The 21,279-nt window shown below is 51.3% G+C and carries 17 protein-coding genes; 7 read left to right on the plus strand and 10 right to left on the minus strand.

The window, feature by feature from the left end; translation table 11 throughout:
* Positions 1-69: 69 nt before the first annotated feature.
* Entirely contained in the window at positions 70-972 is a 903-nt protein-coding gene (locus KE531_04745) for a LysR family transcriptional regulator (GenBank protein MBR9952934.1), read from the plus strand.
* A 372-nt stretch (positions 973-1,344) separates the two neighbouring features.
* On the opposite strand, the gene KE531_04750 is transcribed toward KE531_04745, so the two are convergent.
* Positions 1,345-2,880 carry an IS1182 family transposase gene (locus KE531_04750; protein MBR9952935.1) on the minus strand — a complete coding sequence of 512 codons (1,536 nt, stop codon included), beginning with the start codon at positions 2,878-2,880 and terminating at the stop codon, positions 1,345-1,347.
* A gap of 251 nt (positions 2,881-3,131) precedes the next feature.
* On the opposite strand from KE531_04750, the gene KE531_04755 reads away from it, so the two are divergent.
* The gene (locus KE531_04755) at positions 3,132-4,106 is read left to right on the plus strand and encodes a hypothetical protein (protein MBR9952936.1); all 975 of its coding nucleotides are present in this window, start codon (positions 3,132-3,134) and stop codon (positions 4,104-4,106) included.
* Positions 4,107-4,257: 151 nt separating this feature from the next.
* Positions 4,258-5,862 carry an IS1182 family transposase gene (locus KE531_04760; protein ID MBR9952937.1) on the plus strand — a complete coding sequence of 535 codons (1,605 nt, stop codon included), beginning with the start codon at positions 4,258-4,260 and terminating at the stop codon, positions 5,860-5,862.
* Between the two features lie 170 nt (positions 5,863-6,032).
* On the opposite strand, the gene KE531_04765 is transcribed toward KE531_04760, so the two are convergent.
* The 9 genes from KE531_04765 to KE531_04805 form a co-directional block, all read right to left on the minus strand.
* Entirely contained in the window at positions 6,033-7,394 is a 1,362-nt protein-coding gene (locus tag KE531_04765; GenBank protein MBR9952938.1) for a hypothetical protein, read from the minus strand.
* 39 nt (positions 7,395-7,433) lie between these two features.
* Complete coding sequence (locus KE531_04770) at positions 7,434-7,943, minus strand: hypothetical protein (GenBank protein ID MBR9952939.1); 510 nt, start codon at positions 7,941-7,943, stop codon at positions 7,434-7,436.
* A gap of 39 nt (positions 7,944-7,982) precedes the next feature.
* On the minus strand, positions 7,983-9,344 hold the full coding sequence (locus KE531_04775; protein ID MBR9952940.1) for a hypothetical protein: 1,362 nt from the start codon (positions 9,342-9,344) through the stop codon (positions 7,983-7,985).
* A gap of 26 nt (positions 9,345-9,370) precedes the next feature.
* Complete coding sequence (locus KE531_04780) at positions 9,371-10,654, minus strand: leucine-rich repeat protein (GenBank protein MBR9952941.1); 1,284 nt, start codon at positions 10,652-10,654, stop codon at positions 9,371-9,373.
* 23 nt (positions 10,655-10,677) lie between these two features.
* Positions 10,678-12,276 (minus strand): hypothetical protein, encoded by a 1,599-nt coding sequence (locus tag KE531_04785; protein ID MBR9952942.1) that lies wholly within the window; start codon positions 12,274-12,276, stop codon positions 10,678-10,680.
* A 36-nt stretch (positions 12,277-12,312) separates the two neighbouring features.
* Positions 12,313-13,596 carry a hypothetical protein gene (locus KE531_04790; protein ID MBR9952943.1) on the minus strand — a complete coding sequence of 428 codons (1,284 nt, stop codon included), beginning with the start codon at positions 13,594-13,596 and terminating at the stop codon, positions 12,313-12,315.
* Positions 13,597-13,791: 195 nt separating this feature from the next.
* Positions 13,792-14,403, minus strand: a complete 612-nt coding sequence (locus KE531_04795) for a recombinase family protein (protein MBR9952944.1) — start codon at positions 14,401-14,403, stop codon at positions 13,792-13,794.
* Positions 14,404-14,589: 186 nt separating this feature from the next.
* Positions 14,590-15,270 carry a YitT family protein gene (locus KE531_04800; protein ID MBR9952945.1) on the minus strand — a complete coding sequence of 227 codons (681 nt, stop codon included), beginning with the start codon at positions 15,268-15,270 and terminating at the stop codon, positions 14,590-14,592.
* A gap of 95 nt (positions 15,271-15,365) precedes the next feature.
* The gene (locus tag KE531_04805) at positions 15,366-16,910 is read right to left on the minus strand and encodes a nitrite/sulfite reductase (protein ID MBR9952946.1); all 1,545 of its coding nucleotides are present in this window, start codon (positions 16,908-16,910) and stop codon (positions 15,366-15,368) included.
* A 151-nt stretch (positions 16,911-17,061) separates the two neighbouring features.
* Between KE531_04805 and KE531_04810 the strand changes: the two genes are divergently transcribed.
* The 4 genes from KE531_04810 to KE531_04825 all read left to right on the plus strand — a co-directional run bounded on the left by KE531_04810 (position 17,062) and on the right by KE531_04825 (position 21,266).
* Positions 17,062-17,922 carry a tyrosine-type recombinase/integrase gene (locus KE531_04810; GenBank protein ID MBR9952947.1) on the plus strand — a complete coding sequence of 287 codons (861 nt, stop codon included), beginning with the start codon at positions 17,062-17,064 and terminating at the stop codon, positions 17,920-17,922.
* Between the two features lie 276 nt (positions 17,923-18,198).
* Complete coding sequence (locus KE531_04815; protein ID MBR9952948.1) at positions 18,199-18,885, plus strand: polyphosphate polymerase domain-containing protein; 687 nt, start codon at positions 18,199-18,201, stop codon at positions 18,883-18,885.
* Positions 18,886-18,912: 27 nt separating this feature from the next.
* Positions 18,913-19,596, plus strand: a complete 684-nt coding sequence (locus tag KE531_04820; GenBank protein MBR9952949.1) for a DUF4956 domain-containing protein — start codon at positions 18,913-18,915, stop codon at positions 19,594-19,596.
* The gene (locus tag KE531_04825) at positions 19,596-21,266 is read left to right on the plus strand and encodes a CotH kinase family protein (protein ID MBR9952950.1); all 1,671 of its coding nucleotides are present in this window, start codon (positions 19,596-19,598) and stop codon (positions 21,264-21,266) included. Before KE531_04820 ends, KE531_04825 begins: the two co-directional genes overlap by 1 nt.
* Positions 21,267-21,279 lie beyond the last annotated feature (13 nt).

Raw genomic sequence — 21,279 nt, forward strand, 5'->3', positions numbered from 1 at the left:
ATCATGAATCAAATTCATTTTTATCATAAAAATTATAGTTTTAAGGAATGATTTTGGAAGGGGAATTTTATGGACTTTCGGGAAATGACTTATGTGATCGCCATCGCCAGGCACCAGAGCGTCAGCAAAGCCGCCAACGAGCTCTATGTCTCACAGCCGACGCTTTCCAAATTTGTTCAGAATCTGGAAAAAGAACTGGGACAGCCGCTTTTTAAACGGCTCGGGAAAAAATTTGTCCTCACCTATGCAGGAGAGCGGTATGTGGAATATGCAAAAAACATCCTGAATGCCAAGAAAGAGCTGGACAATGAGCTTTCCGACATCATGAAATACGACATCGGCGAGCTGCGGATCGCCTTCCCCTCCACCCGCGGGGTTTACATGCTGCCGTGTACGCTTCCGATCTTTGAGAAGCTCTATCCCCGCGTCCGCCTCTATGTCCATGAGGCCGATTCCGGCCAGCTGGAATCGCTTCTTTTAGACGGCTCCATCGACCTGGCATTTTTCACGCTCCCGCTCCAGAGCCCGGAGCTGGATTACGTGGAAATCAGCCGGGAGGAAGTGGTGCTTGCCATGTCCTCCGATCATCCGTTAGCGAAAACCGGCGTCAAACGGGACGGCTGCCGCTATCCCTGGATCGACCTGAAAACGGCCGCAGGCGAGCGGTTCATTCTTCAAAAAAGTGACCAGCGGACGAGGAAAACCGCCGACCAGCTTTTTAAGAATGCGGGGATTTCTCCGGAAAATATCCTGGAAATCCGGAATATCCAGGCCTCCGTCCAGCTTGCCGCCAGAGGCTACGGCGTCACTTTCGTCGGAGAGACCCATTTAAAGCATATTCCCTGTTCGCCTGCCGTTTTCTCCGTCGGCTCCCCCTGTACCACCACAAGCTTCGTGGCCGCCTTCCGGAAAGGCGTTTACATGTCTTCCTATATGCAGGCCTATATCCGTGTCGTGAAAGAGTTCACCTGATACGTGAATATTCAAAATTCCATAAGGATTTCCTAATATTTTTTAGGGTTATTTTATGGAATGTCCACACTTTTGACAAAACTTCATGGCATAATAACATCATCAGTCAGGGAGACAATCAATCGTTAATCTGACTGATATCCTCCCCCCAGATGACCGACTGATTTTTTCATAACTGCCTTGAACGACAGCAAGGCAATGCTTTCAGGACTCCCGAAAAGGGAGCGTGGGTCGAAAACATATATACCAACATTTCCTAACAACCAGCAAAGAGGGTGTCCCAAAACTATGATTGATTAAAAATCATAGAGAGGGGCATCCTCTTCTTATATTGCTGAAAAGGGCTTTTACATGAAAAACAGCACTGGATGTTCATCTCTCCAGCGCCATCTTTGTGATGTTATGGGCGATTGCTAACAGTCCCCACTCTATTTTTACCTTATCCGCTCCGCGCAAGTGAAAACGACGGAACGACCAACAGCCTTTGATCCTCCCAAAGACCTGTTCCACTTCCACAACCCTTTGTGAACGCAGTACCAGTCCTTTTTCGGAACAAAGGTTCTCGTTTGCTTTTCTTTTCAGTTCATTCAACCGGTGGGATACCCGGACCGTGCGGTTCTTTTCCGTATGCTTACATTCTGATGCATAGTGGCAGCCGCTGCAGTCTTCACACCGGTAATAATCCCGCCTAGTTTCATAGCCGGCTTCTGTTACATATTTTCGGTTTCCCACATGCACCAGCCGTTTCCCATTTCTGCAGACAAAGCTGTCTGATTCCGGCAGATAGGGCAGATTCTCCGCCAGATAAGGGTTCTCCCGGTTTTTCTTTTTCTTCTCCCAGTGAAATTTGTTGTATTTTACATAACAGCCTACCTTCTTTTCTTCTAAATATTCATAATTCTCTTCGCTCCCATATCCTGCATCCGCGATCACGTTTTCCGGTAAACACCCCAGTTTTTCTTCCAGGTGCCTTAGGTGCGGGATCATTGTTTTCGTATCGGTTGGGTTGGGATGTATGGTAAAGCCCACGATATATCGGTTCTCTGTCCCGATCTGGATGTTATAGCCAGGTTTTAGCTGGCCGTTTAACATGGCATCTTCTTTCATCCTCATAAAAGTGGCACCCTGGTCTGTTTTTGAATAGCTGTTCCTTCCACGAAAGGTTTCCAGGGATTTTTCGTATTTCTGTTTCCTGGGAAGGATATCCTTTTTAAATTCTTTGGATTTTTTCTTCAGCTGTTTATTTCCTGGCTCTTGTTCCAACTTTTTGTCGATGCTCTCCACAACAGCTGCCACCTGTTCTGCGGTGATCTGGGTATGCTCCCCCTTTTCCTCCAGGTCTTCTTCCAGATAAATCTGATTTTCTTCCGCCACAATCCGGTCGATCTCCCGGAGATGGTTCTTGATCTTTTCATCTAGTTTCCGGTCATAATTACGGACGGACTTGTTCCATACGAAAGAATACTTATTGGCGTTAGCCTCGATCTTTGTGCCATCCAAAAAGTAATTCTGAAGCTTGATATAGTTTTTCTCGATCAGGAGTTTGACCACTTCAAAGAACACATCCTCGATGATGTCTTTCATGTGAAGGCGAAAGCGATTGACGGTACGAAAATCCGGTTGATTTCCACCAGCGATCCACATGAAATTAACATCTTCACGAAGAGCTTTTGCGATCATGCGGGAGGAATAAACTTTCTGAGAATAAGAATAGATCATAACCTTCAGCATCATCCGTGGGTGATAAGCAGGGCATCCGCCCTCTTTGTATCTGCCGTAGAGTGAAGACAGGTCCAAACTGTCCACGATGGTATTTACGACCCGCACCAGATGATTTTCCGGTATAAAATCTTCAAAAGATAGTGGTAATTGTAATTGATCCGTAGTATAATCTTTAAATGTGAGCATACCTTATTATATCACATAATAAGGGGAAATGGAGAACGGCGTGGTAACCGTTCTCTATTTTTTCAGAAAAAGAGGGTATCCCCTCAAGTCACTTCATGACTTTTGGGACACCCTCTTTTGCTGGCACAGACGGCAGGGGACGCGGTGTGCGGGAGGCCGTTCTCGGATTTCAGCCCTTGCATGGTTTTCGTTTATGGGGTATCATGGAACTGTTCTGAATTTTACTGAATTTATAAACCGGAGGTATTTTTATGCCGACATATGCCTGGTATCAATGGATGGCATTTTTCTATTTTTACTGCTTTTTCGGGTGGGTCTTTGAATCCACCTATGTTTCCATAAAGACAAAGCACCTCGTCAACCGGGGGTTTTTGCGCCTCCCGCTCCTTCCCCTTTACGGGAGCGGCGCGGTGATGATGTTATGGGTCTCTCTCCCATTTCGGGACAGCCTGGTTCTCACCTATCTCTCCGGCGTGGCTGGCGCCACGGTGCTGGAATATGTGACCGGGTATGTGATGGAACTGCTCTTTAAGGTGCGCTACTGGGATTACAGCAGCCAGAAGTGGAACTTAAACGGCTATATCTGTCTCAGCTCGTCTATCGCCTGGGGCTTTCTCACGATCCTGATGACCGAGGTTGTCCACCGCCCGGTGGCCGATTTTATTACGGCGTGGCCGCCCATGCTCACGATTGTTCTCGTGTTCGCTGTCACAGTGGTCTTCCTCTACGATCTCAATTACAGCGCACGCCGTGCCTTTGCCCTCGGGAAATCCCTGGAGGCGCTCACGAAGCTTCGCGGCGAGCTGGAGGGCGTGCAGGTGCAGGCAGCCCTTTTGAAGATGGAGACAAAGGAACGGCTCATTTCCACGGCCGCAGAATTAAAGGAAAAGCAGAAGGAATGGCAGGCCGAGCAGGCCGGACGCTTCGAGGAGCTGACAGGCTTCAGTCTCGAAGAGCTTCGTGAAAAGGCCGGACTTCGGCTCCGCCTTGAAGACCTGGCCGATTTAAAGGATCTGGCGGAGCTCCATCTCGATGCCTTAAAAGGAAAGACCGAGGAACAGCTTTCCGAAATCCGCGCAGAGCTGGAAAACCGGATGTCTTCGGTGCGCTCCGCCCACGCTGCGCCGTTAAAATCTCTGCTTCGCGGGAACCCGACGGCCGCTTCGGCGAAATTCGCAAGGGCCCTTCGGGAACTTCGGGAGTATCTTGAGGAGAATAAGCTTTAGGGGCTTTTACAAAATTTTAAGTATATAAAAACGCAAAAAGGAGCCGTTGCAAAATAGATGAGTAATCATCTATGGAGCAGCGGCTCCTTTTTTATGCCCTGAAAACAGAAAACGGACCCTGAAGAGCCCGTAATCCATGGTATAATAAGATATGACCAGTAAATTAAAATACCATAAAAATTATACCGAATTCGGTGAGCCTTATCAACTGGTTTTGCCATTAAATTTGGAAGGTTTGGTTCCTGATGATGATTCTGTTCGACTGCTGAGCCACGAATTGGAGGATTTAGATTACAGCTTGCTGTATCAGGCTTACTCTGCCAAAGGCAGAAATCCGGCAGTGGACCCAAAGACCATGTTCAAGATCCTGACTTATGCCTATTCCCAGAACATCTATTCATCCAGAAAAATTGAAACCGCATGCAGACGCGACATCAACTTTATGTGGCTGCTTGCCGGACAAAAAGCACCGGATCACAGCACCATTGCCCGTTTCCGAACCGGTTTTCTGGCAGATGCCTGTGAAAATCTGTTCTACCAGATGGTCTGCCGCCTGGAAGCAAGCAGAGAATTATCAAAAGAAACCGTATTTATTGATGGGACAAAACTGGAAGCCTGTGCCAATAAATATACCTTCGTCTGGAAGAAATCGGTGGGGAAATGGGAAGCAAAGATGTACGAACGGATTCAGGAGGCAGTTTGTCTTCTGAACCAGGATTATATCTGCGGGTTCTATGTGGGAGAGGAAAGCCGTACCCAGGACCTTCAGGAAATCTGCCGGTTTCTGGAAGAACGATGCCGTCTGGATGGGACGGTTTTGGTACATGGAAGAGGAAAACGCAAAAGCCGGAATCAAAAATATCTGGAACTGTTCCGCCGGTTTCTGGAACGCCAGACAATCTATGACTGGCATACAGCTAGTTTCCAGGGCCGGAATAACTACTGCAAGACGGATCCGGATGCCACTTTTATGCACATGAAGGATGATCATATGAGGAATGCCCAGCTGAAACCTGGATATAACGTCCAGATCGCAGTGGACAGCGAATACATTGTGGCAGCTGGGATTTTTCAGGATCGGAATGATGTATGGACACTGGTGCCGTTTCTGAAAAACATGGAAGTGAACCTGGGATTTCGATATCCCAGTGTGACTGCGGATTCGGGGTATGAAAGCGAAGAGGCTTATGAATATCTGAAAAGCCAGGGTCAGATCCCTTACATCAAACCGCAGACCTACGAAAAATGGAAAAAGAGAAGTTTTAAGAAAGACATCAGCAAACGGGAAAATATGGCGTATAAGGAAGAGACAGACACCTACACCTGTCATGCAGGAAAAACACTGAGAGAAGTGTTTAAAAAGAAGCAGAAAAGCAAAAGCGGCTATCAGTCCGAGGTAACAGTATATGAATGTGAGGATTGCGGCGGATGTCCGTATAAGGAAAAATGTACGAGGGCAAAGGGAAATAAGAGGCTGTATCTTTCCAAAAACTTTTTGAAAAAGCGTCGGGAATCTTATGAGAACATCATAAGCGAAAAAGGGATCCAGTATCGGACAAACCGTTCGATTCAAGTAGAAGGAGCCTTTGGGGTGTTGAAAAACGATTATGAATTCCAGAGATTTCTGCTGAGAGGGAAAACGAAGGTAAAACTGGAGATCCTTCTGCTGTGCCTGGGGTATAATCTGAATAAATTGCATGCTAAGATCCAAAATGGCCGGACAGGAAGCCACCTGTTTGAAGTAAAAACTGCATAGAAAAATCATAAAACCGAAAGGTTTTATTAAAGTACGGCAAAAATCCGGCGATCTGCTCTGAAACCAGAGGGAGCGCCGGATTTTTTGCTGTAACGAGCGGAAGTGCCGCTCAATCATCTATTTTGATGATTTTGCGACACTCCCTTTTTGACCGTTTTGGCGTTATTCCTCTAAGCATTCGCCTTGCGGCTTCTGGGATTGTCTTTCCAGATCAGATAGGCGAACTCATATTTATCCAGATCCTTCGGCTGTTCTGCCAGCACGTCGCGGTTTTTAATATCCAGAATCTTCGCGTCGGCCGCATCCAACAGGTGATCCACGGCCATCTGGATCGAAGGCCCGATCTTTTCTCCCTCGGGCTCCAGTTCCTGATACCCCGGCTCCCTGCCGTAGGGCTCGATTCTTCCGCAGAGCGGATTATCCCGCTTTGCAGCACGCACATACATCTGGACGATCTTCTGGCTCTCTCTCGGGACTAAGATGGCCGCACAGATAGGCTCGTCATTGTCCTTCCTGCTGACAAGGACGTCGGCGCAGTTATAAAGAGTCACCTTGTATAAGCCATGGAAGCCCTTGCTGTACGTGGTGTGCTCTTCATAGTCGCCGCGGGCCGAAAGCTTCGCCTCCGCGTCCGCCTCCAGCATCCCGCGAACGAGAGAATCCTGCATATATTCTTCCGCAGAGCTTCTGCCCGTCATGTTCAACTCTTCGTTTGTCATGAGCGCCTTGCGGCTGACTGCGTTTAACAGAATCTCCTGCTGATCCAGCCTCTGCCGGTAGGCCTGCCGCTCCAGCTCTTTATCAATGGCCGTCCGCGTCGTGCTCTTTGTCACTTCCTGGACTTCCTCCAGATAATATGCGTAAAGATGGGTGTAAACGAAGCCCTTCTCGTTCTTCCGCATCAGATCGTCGTTTTTGTACACGATAGCATAGTCCCCGGAATCCACCAGCTTCTTTCCGTCCTCAAACGGGATGGAAATAGAGAAGGTCTGCATGTCCTCCAGATAGAGCCCTCCCGCTTTTTCCGAAAGCCAGTGATGATTTAAAAGCACAAACTGCCAGTTTAGCTGCCTGCCGGGAAGCAGATTAAAATCAAATGCCGGGTTAAGCCCCGCCTTCCACCAGTAATTTCCGTCCAGAGAGGGCTCCGCCTTGCAGATGGCCTCCAGCTTTTCAATCAGACCGTCCCGCTTTGCTTCCAAATCCGTCACATGGGCCGTCAGCGCCTCCAGGTCGCCGCACTCTTTGTTCCACTCTTTCAACTGCTCCTGATATCTCTTGTTTTCGGAATACGCCCGGTAAAGCCCGTAGATCGTAAGCGGCGGGAAAATCACAACCCCGACGCCGGAAATGATGAGCCACTTTTTCATCCCGTTGACTGGCGCTTTCTTTCCGTGATTGACAATTCCCTTTGAGACATCGCTGAGCGGGTTTCTTCTGGAATACTTCTCCATCAGGCGAATGGAATCTTCCACGTAAGCTAATTCTTCCGCCAGTTCCCGCATTTCTTCTTTTTTCGACCGCGTGCTCATGCCGTTATTTCATCCCCTTTCCGTTTTCTCATGAAACGCCTACTGCCTTCCATGGATCCTTTCATACTCCTGCCGAAGCTCGATCTGCTCCTGGAGCGCCTCCACGTTGACGGTTACGGTCTTCATCATGTTGTAAAGGGGAATTCCCACCAGCGTACAGCACATCACAATGTGCATCCATTTTCCCATGCCGAGAAGGACGATCCGCGCCCAGACCCAATAGGGCTGGAAGGTCAGCATGCCGCCGCTGCCCCAGCCTGCCTTTTTCATCTCCGCAATCATTCCGACCGCCTGCTTTATGTAGCCGAAGCAGACAAGAACCGAGACGAGGATGCAGAGAATTCCAACAAAGAAGCAATTGATCATAAACGAAATCAGAGCGATGATCATCGCCAGGCCGGCCGCCAGCACCACGAGCAGGTTATACTGCGGCACGCCGTTTCGGATTCCGTTTCTAAGGCACAGTTCCTGTGCCTCCTTTGCCTTGATATCATTGATCGTTCCAAGTCCCAGCAAGCCTATAAGCAGCAAAAACATAATTGCACCCATCTTTACAGTCCGCCTTTCTTAACCTTTGTTATTCTTCGTTTACCGGATCCCCAGTACCTCGCAGATCCGTTCGTATTTCTCAACTCCGCCGGTTCCGTCCCACACCGGGAAGCCGTCGCCCTGCGTCCAGCAGCCATAGTCTTCCATCTCCTGAAGTATCGCCGTCAGGCTTCCGTCGGCAGCCGCGGACGGATCCATGGGGATGACTTCAATGTCCTTTCCCATCAGCGCTTCTCCGGTATAACCGCGGTTTTCAGAGACTTCCTCCTCCGAGAACCCCTCGTATGTTCCCAGATCCCAGCTGTATCCGAAGCGGTAAATATAGGGATCTGCTGCGGAAACCGTACCGATATTGCCGCAGGCATAGATGGAGCCGTCCTTCTCGCCGATGGCAAAGGCGTCTTTGCCTTCCACACGGCCGGCGTTCACACAGTAGCGGAGTGTCGATCCGTTCGTGCAGACGATCCCGCAGGCTGTTCCCGCTGACTGGACTTCCCCGTAATTGACGCAGCCAATCACAATCCCGGCATAACCGCTGCTTCCGTCATGGCGGTTGATGATTCCGGCGGCGCTCCGCTCTCCTGTAACGGAACCGTAATTGTCGCACTGGACAAGACAGGTATCCGATCCTGCCCCGCCGAGGATTCCGCCGGGATCGGAGCCTGTTACCGTACCATAATTCGTGCAGTGATAAAACAGGTTCCCGCCTTCCTCGGCGTAGCCTGCAATTCCACCTGTCCTGCTGCTTTCCCCGGACGACTCCACCGTCACGGTTTCTGCCACCGTGCAGTTTTCAAATAAGGTATTCGTCGAAGCACTCCCCGCAAAGGCGCCCATGTAGTTGGCATTGCCGGAAAACGAGCTGTCGGCAATGGTAAGATCGTGAATGGAAACCGCCTGATCTTCCCAGGTGTACACCGTATGGAACAGGCCGGCCGAACGCCCCCGATCCGTCACATCCAGGTGAATCCCGGAAATCGTATGGCCGTTTCCGTCAAATTCGCCGGCGAAGCTGGCCCATACCGTACTCTCTTTCCCGTCCTTTTCCACGGAATACTCTCCGCCTAAAGGAAGCAGGGTGCTGTCTGCCGGGATCGCATCGGACAAGTCAATATCCGCCATCAAAACCGCATTCAGATTTACGCGCCGGTCGCCGCTGTTTATGGCTTCTTCCTTAAAAAGCTCGGCAAACCTCACAAAATCCTCCGCGGAATGGATTTCAATAAAGCCGTCCGCATTCTGGGAAATATCTGACACGCCCGTTTCTTCCTCTTTCTTTTCCTCAGCAGCCGTTTCCGTCTGTTCCGCCTTCGTATCGTCTGCCGTCTCTTTGGCGCCGCCGCAGGCCGTAAGCCCCGCAGCCAGGCAGGCTGCAAGCGCCAGGCAAATCCATTTCTTCATTGTTCTGTTCCTCCTGTTTTCCTGAATTACTGATTGAATGCCTCGTAAAAGGTGTCAAACCCTTCATAGGTTTCTCCCTGGTGCGTGACCGTAAGATACTTCTTATTGCGGGAGAAGAGCGCATATTGATCCATGTAGGTGAGCCCGCTCCCCAGCTCCAGCCGTTCCAGGTTGTCAACGTCGAAAAATGCATGCCCCTCCAGCCGCGTCACGCTGTCGGGAACCGTGATGACCTTGACGAAGGGATTCTGTGCGATTCCCTTAAAGGACAAGGTCTTTGTGCCGTCCTTGATATGGATTTCGCTGGCCCTCGCCCCCATCAGGCACATGACGCACTCCAGGTTATCCGGATTCGGCCCATTGCCGTCCTGGTACCCGTAAACCATGGAATCTTCGATAAAGAACGTGCTGCCCTCGGCAAACTGAAGATTCTTAAGAGAGTAGGCCTCGAGGCAGGCGTTCCCATTGATATAAGCCATGGTCTCCGGCAGGGAGATGCTTTCCAGGCTGTAACAGCGAAGAAACGCATTCTGGCTCAGATACGGAAGTTTTGTACCCGATAAGTCGGCTTCCTTTAAGCGGATACACTCTTCAAAGGCTCCGACGCCCATGCTTTCCAGATCCGCCGGGAATACCACTTCCTCCAGGGACGTACAGCCGCAGAAAGCGCCTGCCCCCGACGGATCGGTGGTTCGGGCGTTAATCTCCTTGCAGCCGCCGATTTCCACCCGCCTGAGCGCCGTGCAGTCTTCAAAGGCCTTGGCGTCGATGGAGTCCACGCCCGCAATGTAGACCTCCTGGAGCGCCGTGCACTTGCTGAAGCTGGATTTGTCGATGGACTTCACCGTGTCCGGCAGATAAAGCCAGGTGATCGCTTCATTCTTTCTGAACGCATCCTTGTCGATGGAAAGCACTTTCCCGCCGCCGAGGTTCGCCGGGATTTTTACCTGGGTCGAGCTGCCTTTGTATCCCGTGATAAACGTGTATGGATCCGAGACATGAAACTCAAAATCCGACTCCGCGTTTTCCGGTACTTCCTCCGGCCGGATGGAGACGTAGGGCTCCAGGGGCGTGATGGCCGCCAGAAGCTCCTCCACCTCTCTGATGAACTCGTTATCTGACACGACAGGCTGGGAAGGGGCCGCCGTCTCTTCGGTTTCGGAAGCGGCCGTCGTCGCCTCCTTTTCAGAAACAGCCGCCGTCTCTTTGCCCGCCTCTGTTTTTCCGGCCTCAGCCGTGTTTCCGCCGCCGCAGCCGGATAAAAGGGCGCAGGCCAGAAGAGCCGCCGCAATCCTCTTTGCTTTTTTCATTTTTCCGTTCCTCCCTTCCGGTTCTACTCCCATTCCATAACCGGGTATCCGTCTGCTCCGGCCTTCCACTGGGCCAGCTCATAGGAAAATCCGGTTTCGGTAAGATCTTCCATCAAATCCTCGGATACGCCCTCCGGGAAGCCGTTTAATGCCGCCAAAACGGTTCCGTCGGTAAACGCGCTCTCTTCTGTGGGCGCAATCTCCTCAAGCGCCGGTTCCCCGAGATAGAAGATCAGCGCGGAATACTCTGCCCCGTCAAACCGGCCCGTGGCCGTGCGGCTGTTTTCAAAATGCTCGCTGTCTTCCGGCGGCGTTATGGTTCCTGTGCTGATGCAGTTAAAAAGCATGTTTTTATTGCCCTGGTACTTGCCGCAGGCCAGATGGCCGGCGCCGCAATATAAATAGTTCTTGCCGGTACTGCAAATTAAATCTCCTGCATTCCTGCTGTTCATCACGACGGACGTTTCCATCATGCCGGCCAGTCCGCCAATGCGCTGGGAATCGTAAACCGTCTTCCCGGGCTTCAGATATTCATCCTTGCCCATATGTTTCAGGGAAACGTCTCCTTCATTGGCGCAGTTTTCCATCAGGGACACAAAGTCATGGTTCTTCGAGTCCTCTCCGCCGAAATAACCGCAGAGGCCGCCTACGCTGATATATCCCGTCACTGCCCCGGTGTTTTTGCAGCGGTTCATGATGCAGCGTTCGATGTCCCCGCCGAAGCCGCCCACGTAGATTTGGCCGTCGATGTCTGCCACATTGATGCAGTCCGTAAGGATGGCCGGCTTATCGGCCGAATGCCCCTCCAGAGTTCCGATGACGCCGCCGATACTGGAGGCGGTGCCGCTCACCTTCCCTTCGTTCCGGCAGTTGGTGATATCGACACCGTCCACCCTGCCGACCACTCCGCCGACGTTGGATTTCACGGTTCCCGCAGCAGAAATCTCCGCATAATTGGTGCAGTCGGAAAGCACATTTCTCTCTCCATCTCCGCTTATCCTTCCGACAATTCCGCCGACTGCTTCGCCGCTTCCTTCAAGGAAGCCGCTGCTCTGGCAGTTTATGATACTTCCGCTTGACCTTCCTGCAATAGCTCCCGTATGGCCTGCGCCCACAATGTTCACGTCCTCCATGGAAAGGTTCTGGATCACCGCATCCACATCCGTGGATGAAAACAGGCCAAAGTCTTCCTCACTGGCACTGCTGTAATACAGATTGCGGATCACATGGCCGTTTCCTTCAAAGGTGCCGTTGAATTTCACGATAGGCTCCCAGTTTCCAATCCCCTCTCCGCAGACAGAGGAAAGATCCAGATCGGCCTCCAAAACGGCATCCACAGCCGGCTCGCCACCGTTTACCCGATCACGGAATTTGATGAAATCGTCTACGGACCGGATCACAATCTGATCTCCGTCGCCCTCACTCCTGGCGCTTTCCCTTTCTGCCGCCTTTTTTTCGGCATTCTCATTCATTGCTTTTGACATCTGATCGGCAAAATACTCGACATCGCTGACCTTATCGTCTTTGCCTGCGTCTGCGGGTTCACTTTTTCCGCCGCAGGCCGTCATGGACATCATCAGTCCGGCTGCCAGCACGGCAAACCATATGTTTTTCTTCTTCATGCTCTATGATCTCCTTTTTCAAACCTTTTCTTTTCTCTACTGAAACGTGCCGTCCGCCATCAGGGCATGGAACTCGGCTCCGTTTTCATTTTCTGTCACAAGATACAGCGTATCCCCATAGACGCCGGCATGGAGAACATGATAGTACGGGACGGTCGCCGAAACCGTGTAGGTAAGCTCTGCCGCCAGGACAGACTCCCGGTAATCGTCCGTCGACGCATAGTAAAGCTGGCGCAGCCCGCGTACCAGAGAAGCCATGCCGTCCCCGACCGCGTACATATCGGCGTGATGCGGAAGGATGCCCGGCAATTTTTCGACATCATCGGTGAGTTCGCCGTTTTCAGCCGGAAACCGTTCTTCTCCCTGCCAGGAGTCCGAAGCGCCGGCATATGAGTAAAAGAGGAACATGCTGTCGTGGGTATTGACGTCCTCATGCAGAGTATAAAATCCGCCGTCCGCCGGAATCAGGGTATAATGATATTCCACCAGCGTGTCGCATTGCGGCTCCGCCTCGTACACATCCGCTAAGAGAACTCTGCGTATATTTGACCTTGAGGTGCTGTTAAACATGTAAAGGTAGGTTCCATCCGTATCAAACGTATTGATCGGATCGCCCTCTTTGGCAGACATTTTGAAAAATTCGTTCGTCTCCCCGGTCGCAAGATTGATGACTCCGACAAAAGAGCTCTTCTGTACGGCATTGACAGAATAAAACAGCTCATCGTCCATAATCAGCATGCCCTTTGCCCACAGGTTCCCGCCTTCATCTTCAAAAGACGCGACCGACTCCACCGCGCCGGAAGCGGGATCCACACAGAAGATTTCCGCATGGCGGTCGAGCTCCTTGCCTGCCTTTCCCTCGATGGTTGCAATATAATACACCTTTCCCTGGTAATAGTTTAAATAGGCCGGCCGTTCATGATCATACCGGGCCTCTTCCATGAGAGAACCCGTGTGGGTCTGCGGATCGCTCCCGTCCAGGGCAAAGCTGCAAAGCATATCCTCCTGATTGATATAATAGATTCTTCCGTCCCCAAAGCATGGGCTGTACGAATCGCGGATGAGATTTTTGGCGCTGTTTCCGAATACGATCTCGGAGACGTTTTTTCCGGCATCCGCCGCCGGTGCTGCGGCTTCTTCCCCTTCTCCTGCCTCCGCTGCGGCTTCCGTCTGTTCTTCTACGGCGGAGACAGCTCCGGCTCCGTCATCCCCCGCGCTCTTTTCCGTCCCGCTCCCGCAGGCGGTCAGTCCCAAAAGCACCGTAAGTGACAGAGCGGCTGCCATTGTCCTGCCTATTTTCCGCTTCCATAAGCGTTTCATACTGCATATCCTCCTTTTCCGGAACATAATTTCTGCAAAGGTGTACCTTTCCGCAGCGAGAATCCGCCTTCTTTTTGCCTCATCCCAGAATAAAAAAATCGCCGAATTGGTATGGCAATCCGGACAAATTTGTTGTATAGTTATGTAAGAAAAGATGTACGCCGCGTTTGCGGAAAAGTACACTTAACCGCAGAATCACTTTTCCTGCGAAATGGCGGTATTTTCGCAGGCCCGCGCTTTGTCCCGGAAGGTGGACAGCGGAAGCCCGCATTCCTTTGCCGCCGCCGTGCAGGTGATGGCGCCGGATTTCCACTTCCCGTAAACCTCTTTAAAATTGGGCGGAAGCGGCCTAGGCGGTTTCCCGAACCTCACGCCTCTGGCTTTAGCCGCCGCGATGCCTTCTGCCTGCCTCTGCCGGATGTTCACACGCTCGTTTTCCGCCACAAAGGACAGCACTTGCAGCACGATATCGCTGAGAAACGTGCCCACCAGGTCTTTCCCCCTGCGGGTGTCCAGAAGGCGCATGTCGAGGACGCAGATGTCCACGCCCTTGTCCTTTGTCAGGATCCGCCACTGCACCTGAATTTCTTCATAGTTCCTTCCAAGACGGTCGATGCTCTTGATGCAGAGCAGGTCGTCTTTTTTTAATTTCCGCAGCAAATTCCGGTACGCCGGACGGTTGAAATCCTTTCCCGACTGCTTGTCCATGAAAATATTGCACTCCGGCACTCCCATCTCCCGCAAGGCGATGAGCTGCCTGTCCTCGTTCTGTTCCCGCGTACTGACGCGGATGTAGCCGTAAATCATTCCCGTGGTATCAACTCCTGTCGTTTTTTGTCGTTTCTTTTGTTGAGCCTCCAGGTCTTCCGCCATTTTCCCCGAAGGTATGGATATATTATAAAGCGCCTGCCTTCATCCGGCATTTCTGCGGGATCAAAGCAGGCGCTCTGCGCTTCTTTCTCTATTTATATCCATCTGCCGGCAGGCCCGGCTCTATTTTTCCGGCACTGCACCGGCCATGCCGACCGCGGCCTTTCTTTTCTTTTGTTCCGGAGTCTCCTCTTCCTCCCTGTCGCCGTACAGCTTTCCGATCAGGAAAGAGGAAATGCTCACCGTGACGAGGGAACAGGCGATGTTCATCGGAGAAATGTAGCTTAAGGAAAGCATCAGCACTACAACGTCCGTAGCGAGGTAGCATTTTTCCAGCTTCACCTTCGTCAGTTTGTTTAAAATCAGCGCCAGCGCATCGTCTCCTCCGGAAGCACCGCCTGACCGGACGATGAGGCCGACACCGACACCGACAAACAGGCCGCCGAGGACTGCCGCCAGAAGCGGTTTGTCGCCCATGTAAGGCAGAAGGTGCCCTGTCCGTTCGTGAAGCGAATAAAAAAAGGAATACCCCAGACTTGCAATCACGGCATTTTTTATGAATCCGCCGCCTAAAAGCTTCCAGGCCGCCAGATAGCAGGCGATGTCCATCACCGGCCCGGTGATGCTCGGCGAAATATGAAACCAGTGCTGAAAGAGAAGCTGGAGCCCGAAGACGCCGCCCTCGGTAATCTGGCTCTGGCTGTGTACATTATAAAGGCCGAACGACAGGATGGCTGTTCCAAGCAGGAGAAGGCCGTACCGGGCTGCCGCCCGCCGAATCTCTGCTTTTTGCAGCATTTTCATGAATAACAACTCCTTTTTTCTTTATGATATGACGTCTGAAATTGTCATGACAATCTTATCATAAAGGATATAGTAAGTATAGAGTCAAGGAGTTTTTATATATATTTTTCCGCGAGGGCTTCGATGGCGCCAGGATTTTCCTTCCTCCAGGCGTCAAAGCCAAGGCCGCTTTCTTCTGCCATTTTCCCCAGTTCCACGAGAAAGGCCGAGATTTCCGACTGGAGAATTGTCCCGATTTCCTTTCCCATGGTCTCGAAGCCCTGGCGCTCGTTGCCTCCCAGATACAGCGTGAACGCCGGCTGAGGCTTTCCGTCCGCCAGCTTTCTGGCGCCGCGAAATCCCATGACGCCGGTCTGGTGGGTGCCGCAGGAGGACGGGCAGCCAGAAATGTGAATCTTTGGCAGGGCATCATACGAAAGCCCGGCTTCCCGCACTGCCTTCATGCAGGATAAAAGGAGCGCCTGGGAATCCCTTGGCCCTGTCTGGCAGGTACTTCCGCCAATGCAGCTCACGGACATTTCAAATATGCTTTCCGCGCTGTCCGTTGTGATGGACAGGACGGTTTCTGCCTCCGCTCCCGTCAGGTTGATGAGGTAAGCCGTCTGATCCGGGGAAAGGCGCATCTCCACGGCTTCCATGTCCTGTACGGCGCGGCACAGCCGGCAGAAAATCTCCCTGTCCGGCATGCCGCCGATGGGATGCCAGACAGCTGTGTAAAGGCCTGCCTGCTTTTGGGGAAGAATCCGGGGGCCGGGCGGCGGGTCTCCGGCCCCGACCTTTGCAATCACCGGCGGCACAAGGGAAACCGCAAGCTCCCCGCCCAAAGAAAAGACCTTTGAAAGCTCCGCCTCAAATACCTTCCTGTAAGCGTCCGGGCCGCCCAGGGCCTCCGGAAGGAAGCGTGTCCTGGCCTTCGCCCGGTTTTCGTAATTCCCGTATGCATGAAACAGCTCCCACATGGCATGCACATAATAAAGAACGTGTTCCGGCTTCACGCCCTCTGCCGTCCGGATTCCGAACTTCGGCATGCCGCCCAGACCGCCGGCACTGTACACGTCGAACGTCCCGTCCGGCCTGGCTGCAAAGCCCAGGTCGCGGTATGTGGCGTGGGTCAGGTTTTCCGGGGAATTGGAAAAGCCGATTTTTAGCTTCCTCGGGAGCTTTTCCGCCTTTAGAAACTGCATCATATACTCCCCGGCCGCCTTCGCCCAGGGCTGGACGTCAAAATATTCGCCAGGTTCCACGCCGGATAAGGGCGAACACATCACGTTTCTCGGGTAATCCCCGCCGCCGCCCATAGTGACAATCCCATGTTCCAGCGCCTCCTCCATGATGTCGGCAGCCGTCTGGCCGTCCAGGTCATGAAGCTGGATTGTCTGGCAGGTGGTGAAATGAAGCCGTTCAATTCGGTACTTTTCGATAATCCCGGCGAGAAAGAGAAGCGTTTCCTTCGTGACCTGCCCGGCCGGCATCCGAAGCCGCAGCATGTTTTTTGCCCCGCCCCTCTGGGCATAGCTTCCGTAGTAGCCGGAAATGCTTTTGTATTCCATTTTGTCTATTTCACCGGAGTAAAACGCCGCGGTTCTTTCCCGGAATGTTTTGATGTCTTCTTTCCAAAGTTCCGGATTTTTTATATCCATACCAAAATCTCCTGTCTGATTGATATTCTGATGGTAGGATTCTCCGTTTGGGGGTGGGTTATGCTTAGAAAAAGCACAGATGCGTCCTTGCGGATAAAACCGCAGACCTTTGGTACAATACTCCTAAAACTGTTTTAGGAGGAAAACATAAATGAATACCCACTCTCATCCCAAACTCCTGTCTTCCGAGAGAATCGCAAGTTATCTCACCTATCTTCGCCAGCAGGAGCGCTCCGAAAAGACGATTCAGAAATATGCTCATGACCTGACTTCCTGCGCTGTCTCCCTTTCCGGATGCGAAATTACGCGGGAGCGTCTGATCGCATGGAAGGAATCCCTGATTCAAACCCATTCTTCTTCCAGCGTCAACGCCGCCCTTGCGGCTGTCAATGGTTTTCTGGCCTTTTTTCACTGGCACGATCTGAAAATCAAGCCATTGAAAATACAGAGGCAGCTTTTCTGCGACGCCGAGCGGGAATTAAGCCGAAGTGAATACCTGCGTCTGGTCGGAGCCGCCAAAACCCGCGGCAATGAACGCATATCTCTGGTTCTCCAGACTATTTGCAGCACTGGAATCCGTGTATCGGAGCTTCGTTTCATTACAGCCGAAGCTGTCCGCTCAGGGCGGACGGAAGTGGCCTGCAAGGGAAAGCGGCGCACCGTTTTTCTGCCGGAAAAACTTAGAAAGCCGTTAAAACGCTATCTGAAAAAACAAAAAAGAACGACCGGGCCTGTGTTCGTGACAAAAAGCGGCAGGCCGTTAGATCGTTCAAATATCTGGAGAGATATGAAAGCCTTGTGCGGCAACGCAGGCGTAAGCCCCAAAAAGGTCTTCCCCCACAATCTGCGCCATCTGTTCGCCCGCACCTTCTATTCCATAGAAAAGGATTTATCCCGGCTGGCCGACATTCTTGGCCACACCAACATTTCAACTACGAGAATTTATACCATGGAAAGCGGAACGGCACACGTAAGGCTTTTGAATCAGATGGGTTTGATCCTTACCACATAAGAACCATTCTGTTGTAAGAAGCAGCTTGTGTGCAATCCCCATCTTCGTAATATTACTACATATAGCTCCTTTTTTTCAATACCTTTGCCGAAAAAAAGCCCTGTACATTCGGAAAAAAAGCATAAAAACCAGGCCGGGGAAAAATCTCTTTTTATCCGGTCTGATTTTTATGCCTTTTTTTGGCAGAACCGCCTGCATTTTTCTAAATCAGATACGTTCCGCCGTTTTTTCTGCAACAGAATGGTTCTTATGTTGCAGAAAAAGGAGGTGAAGGTTTTGAACCATACATTTTCCGTGGACCGCATGGAAAAAAAATACTGTCTTACGCCGGTACAAAAAAGCCTGCTGTTCCATCGTCTGTCACAGGTCATGGAACTTGACGGGAATGGTACCCAGGGTGGGTATCTGGTGCGTTCCGTATATTTCGACAGCATCTACGACAACGACTACTTTGACAAGGTAAACGGAGTGGAAATCCGCAAAAAAATACGGCTGCGGATCTATCGGCCTGACCAGGAAAGCGTCAAGCTGGAGCTGAAGCAGAAATGGGGCGCCGCCCAGAGGAAAAAAACCATGTGGATCCCGAGAAGCCTGGCGGAGGACATGCTCTGCGGGGAGTACGGCGGCCTGTCCGGACTGGGCGAGGCGTTATCTGATGAAATCTATTCCATCCTGGAACTTGGCGCCTATCGCCCGAAATGCATCATCGAGTACCATCGGGCTGCCTTTACGGAACGGAGCAACGACATCCGCATTACATTTGATTCCGATATCCGGGCTTCCGCCTCCTGCGGCGGATTTTTTCGACCGGATTTGTCTATGCTCCCGCTTCTTAATGAACCGGTTTTGGAGGTAAAATACAATGGTTTTCTCTTAAGTAACATCAAGCAGATCCTGGATCTGGCGGATTCTTCCGAGACCTCCGTCAGCAAGTACGCCATGTCCAGGAACCTGTTTTTATAGATTTTAAAGTACATGGGAGGATCTGAAATGAAGAACTTTATTATGCAGTATTCGCAGGATGTCGTACAGGAGCTGTCAGTCCAGCAGATTATTTTAAACATGGCCGTTGCACTGGCCGTGGGGCTTGTCATTTACCTTTCCTATCGTTTTTCCCACTCCGGGGCCATATACAGCGCAAGATTCAATGTGTCGCTGTTAATGATGACCCTGATTACCACCATGATTATGAACGTCATCGGCAACAACATTGCCCTGTCCCTTGGCATGGTCGGCGCTCTCTCCATCGTCCGCTTCCGCACCGCCATTAAGGATTCCCGCGATACGGCGTATATTTTCTGGTGCATTGCCGTAGGAATCTGCTGCGGCGTGTCTTACTATGCGCTGGCAGCCATCGGAACCGGTATGATTTTCTTAGTCATGCTCGTCATGGGAAGCGTAAAATCAAATGACAGGTACCTGCTGATTATTGATGCCGACGGAGAGGAATTTTCCCGGGAAATCGAAGAAACGGTTCTTGTGCAGTACAAGGGGAAAGCCGTCTTACGGGTCGCAAATATCTCAAAAGGACAGGCGGAGTATATTTACGAGCTCACGTCCAGGGTCATTGCAGAAAGCGGTCAGAATGAGACGAGTCCCATCACCATGCTTCGCAGGATCGCGGGAGTCCAGCGCGTCAATCTTGTGTGCCAGAATGAGGAGATGAGCAGATAATGCGCCGGAGAGAGAGGGAAATCTCCGCCGCCGTCATCGCCTTTCTGTTTTTCTGCGGCTTTCTTTGGAGCCGGTTTCAGAAAGAGGTTTACACCTTTCCTCAGATGCCGGAGCCGGTTTCCGGGGAAACGGCAGATCTCAGCGAAAAAGCCATTGCAGCGGATGAGTCCTTTGATCCCAATATCCGGCCGTCTGCAACCGGCTGGACAAACTTCCGTGACAAAAAAATCCTTGTTGACGAGACGTTTTCCAGTAATCTCCCATTGGTGGTGATTGACACCGGAGATCAGGAGCCAAAAAGAGGCGTTGTGTGGGACGGAGAAAAAGATTACTATGTCTCCACCGGCGAAGACCCTTATGCCTACGGGGAAATTTTCGTCATTGACAATCCGGAGGGAACCAATTCCCCCAAAGACTCTGCATCCGTCCATTCTCTGTGTAAGCTGAAGATACGCGGAAATTCATCGGGAAACTATGATAAAAAGCAGTATCTTTTAAAGCTCATTGACGAAGATGGAAAACCGGAAAGCCGGAACATTCTTGAGATGGGCGGGGACAATGAATGGATTTTAAATGTCTCCTTCATTGATAAATCCCTGCTGAGGAACTATCTGGCCTATACGACCGCCGGTGAATTTATGCCGTTTACCCCGGATGCAAAATACTGCGAGGTTTTATGGAAAGACGGGACGCAGTATCGGTATGAAGGCGTATATCTGATGTTAGAAAGCATCAAGGAGGGAAAGCACCGTGTTGACCTGCCGGCGTATTCTGACAACGGAACCGTGACTCCTGCGCTTCTTCGCCGGGATCGGTACAATGTCAATGGAATTATGCTGGAAAACTATGCGACCGAGCGGCAGCTCACTTCCGGATACCTGGACATCGAATATCCAAAGAAAGATGTCATTACCAAAAAGGGCATTCAAAACGTCACGGAACAGGTCAGCCGATTTGAACGTGCGCTGTATTCTGAAAACTGGAAGGACTTTGTTCAGTACCGGGCATATATCGACATGGATTCTTTTGTTGACTATTTTATTGTAAACGAATTTTTCCTGAACTACGATGCCGGATACAATTCCACCTATATTTACATGGATTACAGCGGTAAGCTGTATATGGGGCCGGTATGGGATTTCGATCAGGCCATGGACAACAATGCCACAGAAATTGCCAATCTCCAGACGACGGCTTTCCACTCGGCGCCATGGTTTGACAGACTTCTTCAGGATCCCATTTTCACGGAAATGATTATCGAGCGGTATGCCGAACTGAGATCGTCCATCCTTTCCGATGCATCCATCCGGGCCTTTACCGAATCAGTCATCGAATACCTCGGTCCGGCCATCGACCGGGACTGGGCGCGGTGGGGATACTACTACACAGACGGCAATTACCTGAGTACCAGAATGCCGGACGGCTCCAACCGCAACACGCAGACACACCGGGAAGAAACAGAAAAAATATTGAGCGTACTTTCCCAGCACGGCGCATGGATGGACGAACGGCTGGACAGCCTGTACCAGTTCAAAAAAATAACTCTGGAAGAGGCAAAGGCACAGCTCGCAGGCCAGTCTGTTAATTACAGCCCCGCGCTGGCCGTTCTCTTCATCGCAGTTTTTCAGATTTCCGTGATCCTGGTCATCAAATACGACAATGAATCATAAGAAATGAGGGCAT

The sequence above is a fragment of the Eubacteriaceae bacterium Marseille-Q4139 genome (genome assembly GCA_018223415.1).
GTDB lineage: Bacteria > Bacillota > Clostridia > Lachnospirales > Lachnospiraceae > CABSIM01.

Bases quoted from the DNA above. Each gene is read 5' to 3' on its own strand.
- KE531_04745 (MBR9952934.1), top strand. From the start codon at position 70: ATGGACTTTCGGGAAATGACTTATGTGATCGCCATCGCCAGGCACCAG.
- KE531_04750 (MBR9952935.1), bottom strand. From the start codon at position 2,880: ATGCTCACATTTAAAGATTATACTACGGATCAATTACAATTACCACTA.
- KE531_04755 (MBR9952936.1), top strand. From the start codon at position 3,132: ATGCCGACATATGCCTGGTATCAATGGATGGCATTTTTCTATTTTTAC.
- KE531_04760 (MBR9952937.1), top strand. From the start codon at position 4,258: ATGACCAGTAAATTAAAATACCATAAAAATTATACCGAATTCGGTGAG.
- KE531_04765 (MBR9952938.1), bottom strand. From the start codon at position 7,394: ATGAGCACGCGGTCGAAAAAAGAAGAAATGCGGGAACTGGCGGAAGAA.
- KE531_04770 (MBR9952939.1), bottom strand. From the start codon at position 7,943: ATGGGTGCAATTATGTTTTTGCTGCTTATAGGCTTGCTGGGACTTGGA.
- KE531_04775 (MBR9952940.1), bottom strand. From the start codon at position 9,344: ATGAAGAAATGGATTTGCCTGGCGCTTGCAGCCTGCCTGGCTGCGGGG.
- KE531_04780 (MBR9952941.1), bottom strand. From the start codon at position 10,654: ATGAAAAAAGCAAAGAGGATTGCGGCGGCTCTTCTGGCCTGCGCCCTT.
- KE531_04785 (MBR9952942.1), bottom strand. From the start codon at position 12,276: ATGAAGAAGAAAAACATATGGTTTGCCGTGCTGGCAGCCGGACTGATG.
- KE531_04790 (MBR9952943.1), bottom strand. From the start codon at position 13,596: ATGAAACGCTTATGGAAGCGGAAAATAGGCAGGACAATGGCAGCCGCT.
- KE531_04795 (MBR9952944.1), bottom strand. From the start codon at position 14,403: ATGATTTACGGCTACATCCGCGTCAGTACGCGGGAACAGAACGAGGAC.
- KE531_04800 (MBR9952945.1), bottom strand. From the start codon at position 15,270: ATGAAAATGCTGCAAAAAGCAGAGATTCGGCGGGCGGCAGCCCGGTAC.
- KE531_04805 (MBR9952946.1), bottom strand. From the start codon at position 16,910: ATGGATATAAAAAATCCGGAACTTTGGAAAGAAGACATCAAAACATTC.
- KE531_04810 (MBR9952947.1), top strand. From the start codon at position 17,062: ATGAATACCCACTCTCATCCCAAACTCCTGTCTTCCGAGAGAATCGCA.
- KE531_04820 (MBR9952949.1), top strand. From the start codon at position 18,913: ATGAAGAACTTTATTATGCAGTATTCGCAGGATGTCGTACAGGAGCTG.
- KE531_04825 (MBR9952950.1), top strand. From the start codon at position 19,596: ATGCGCCGGAGAGAGAGGGAAATCTCCGCCGCCGTCATCGCCTTTCTG.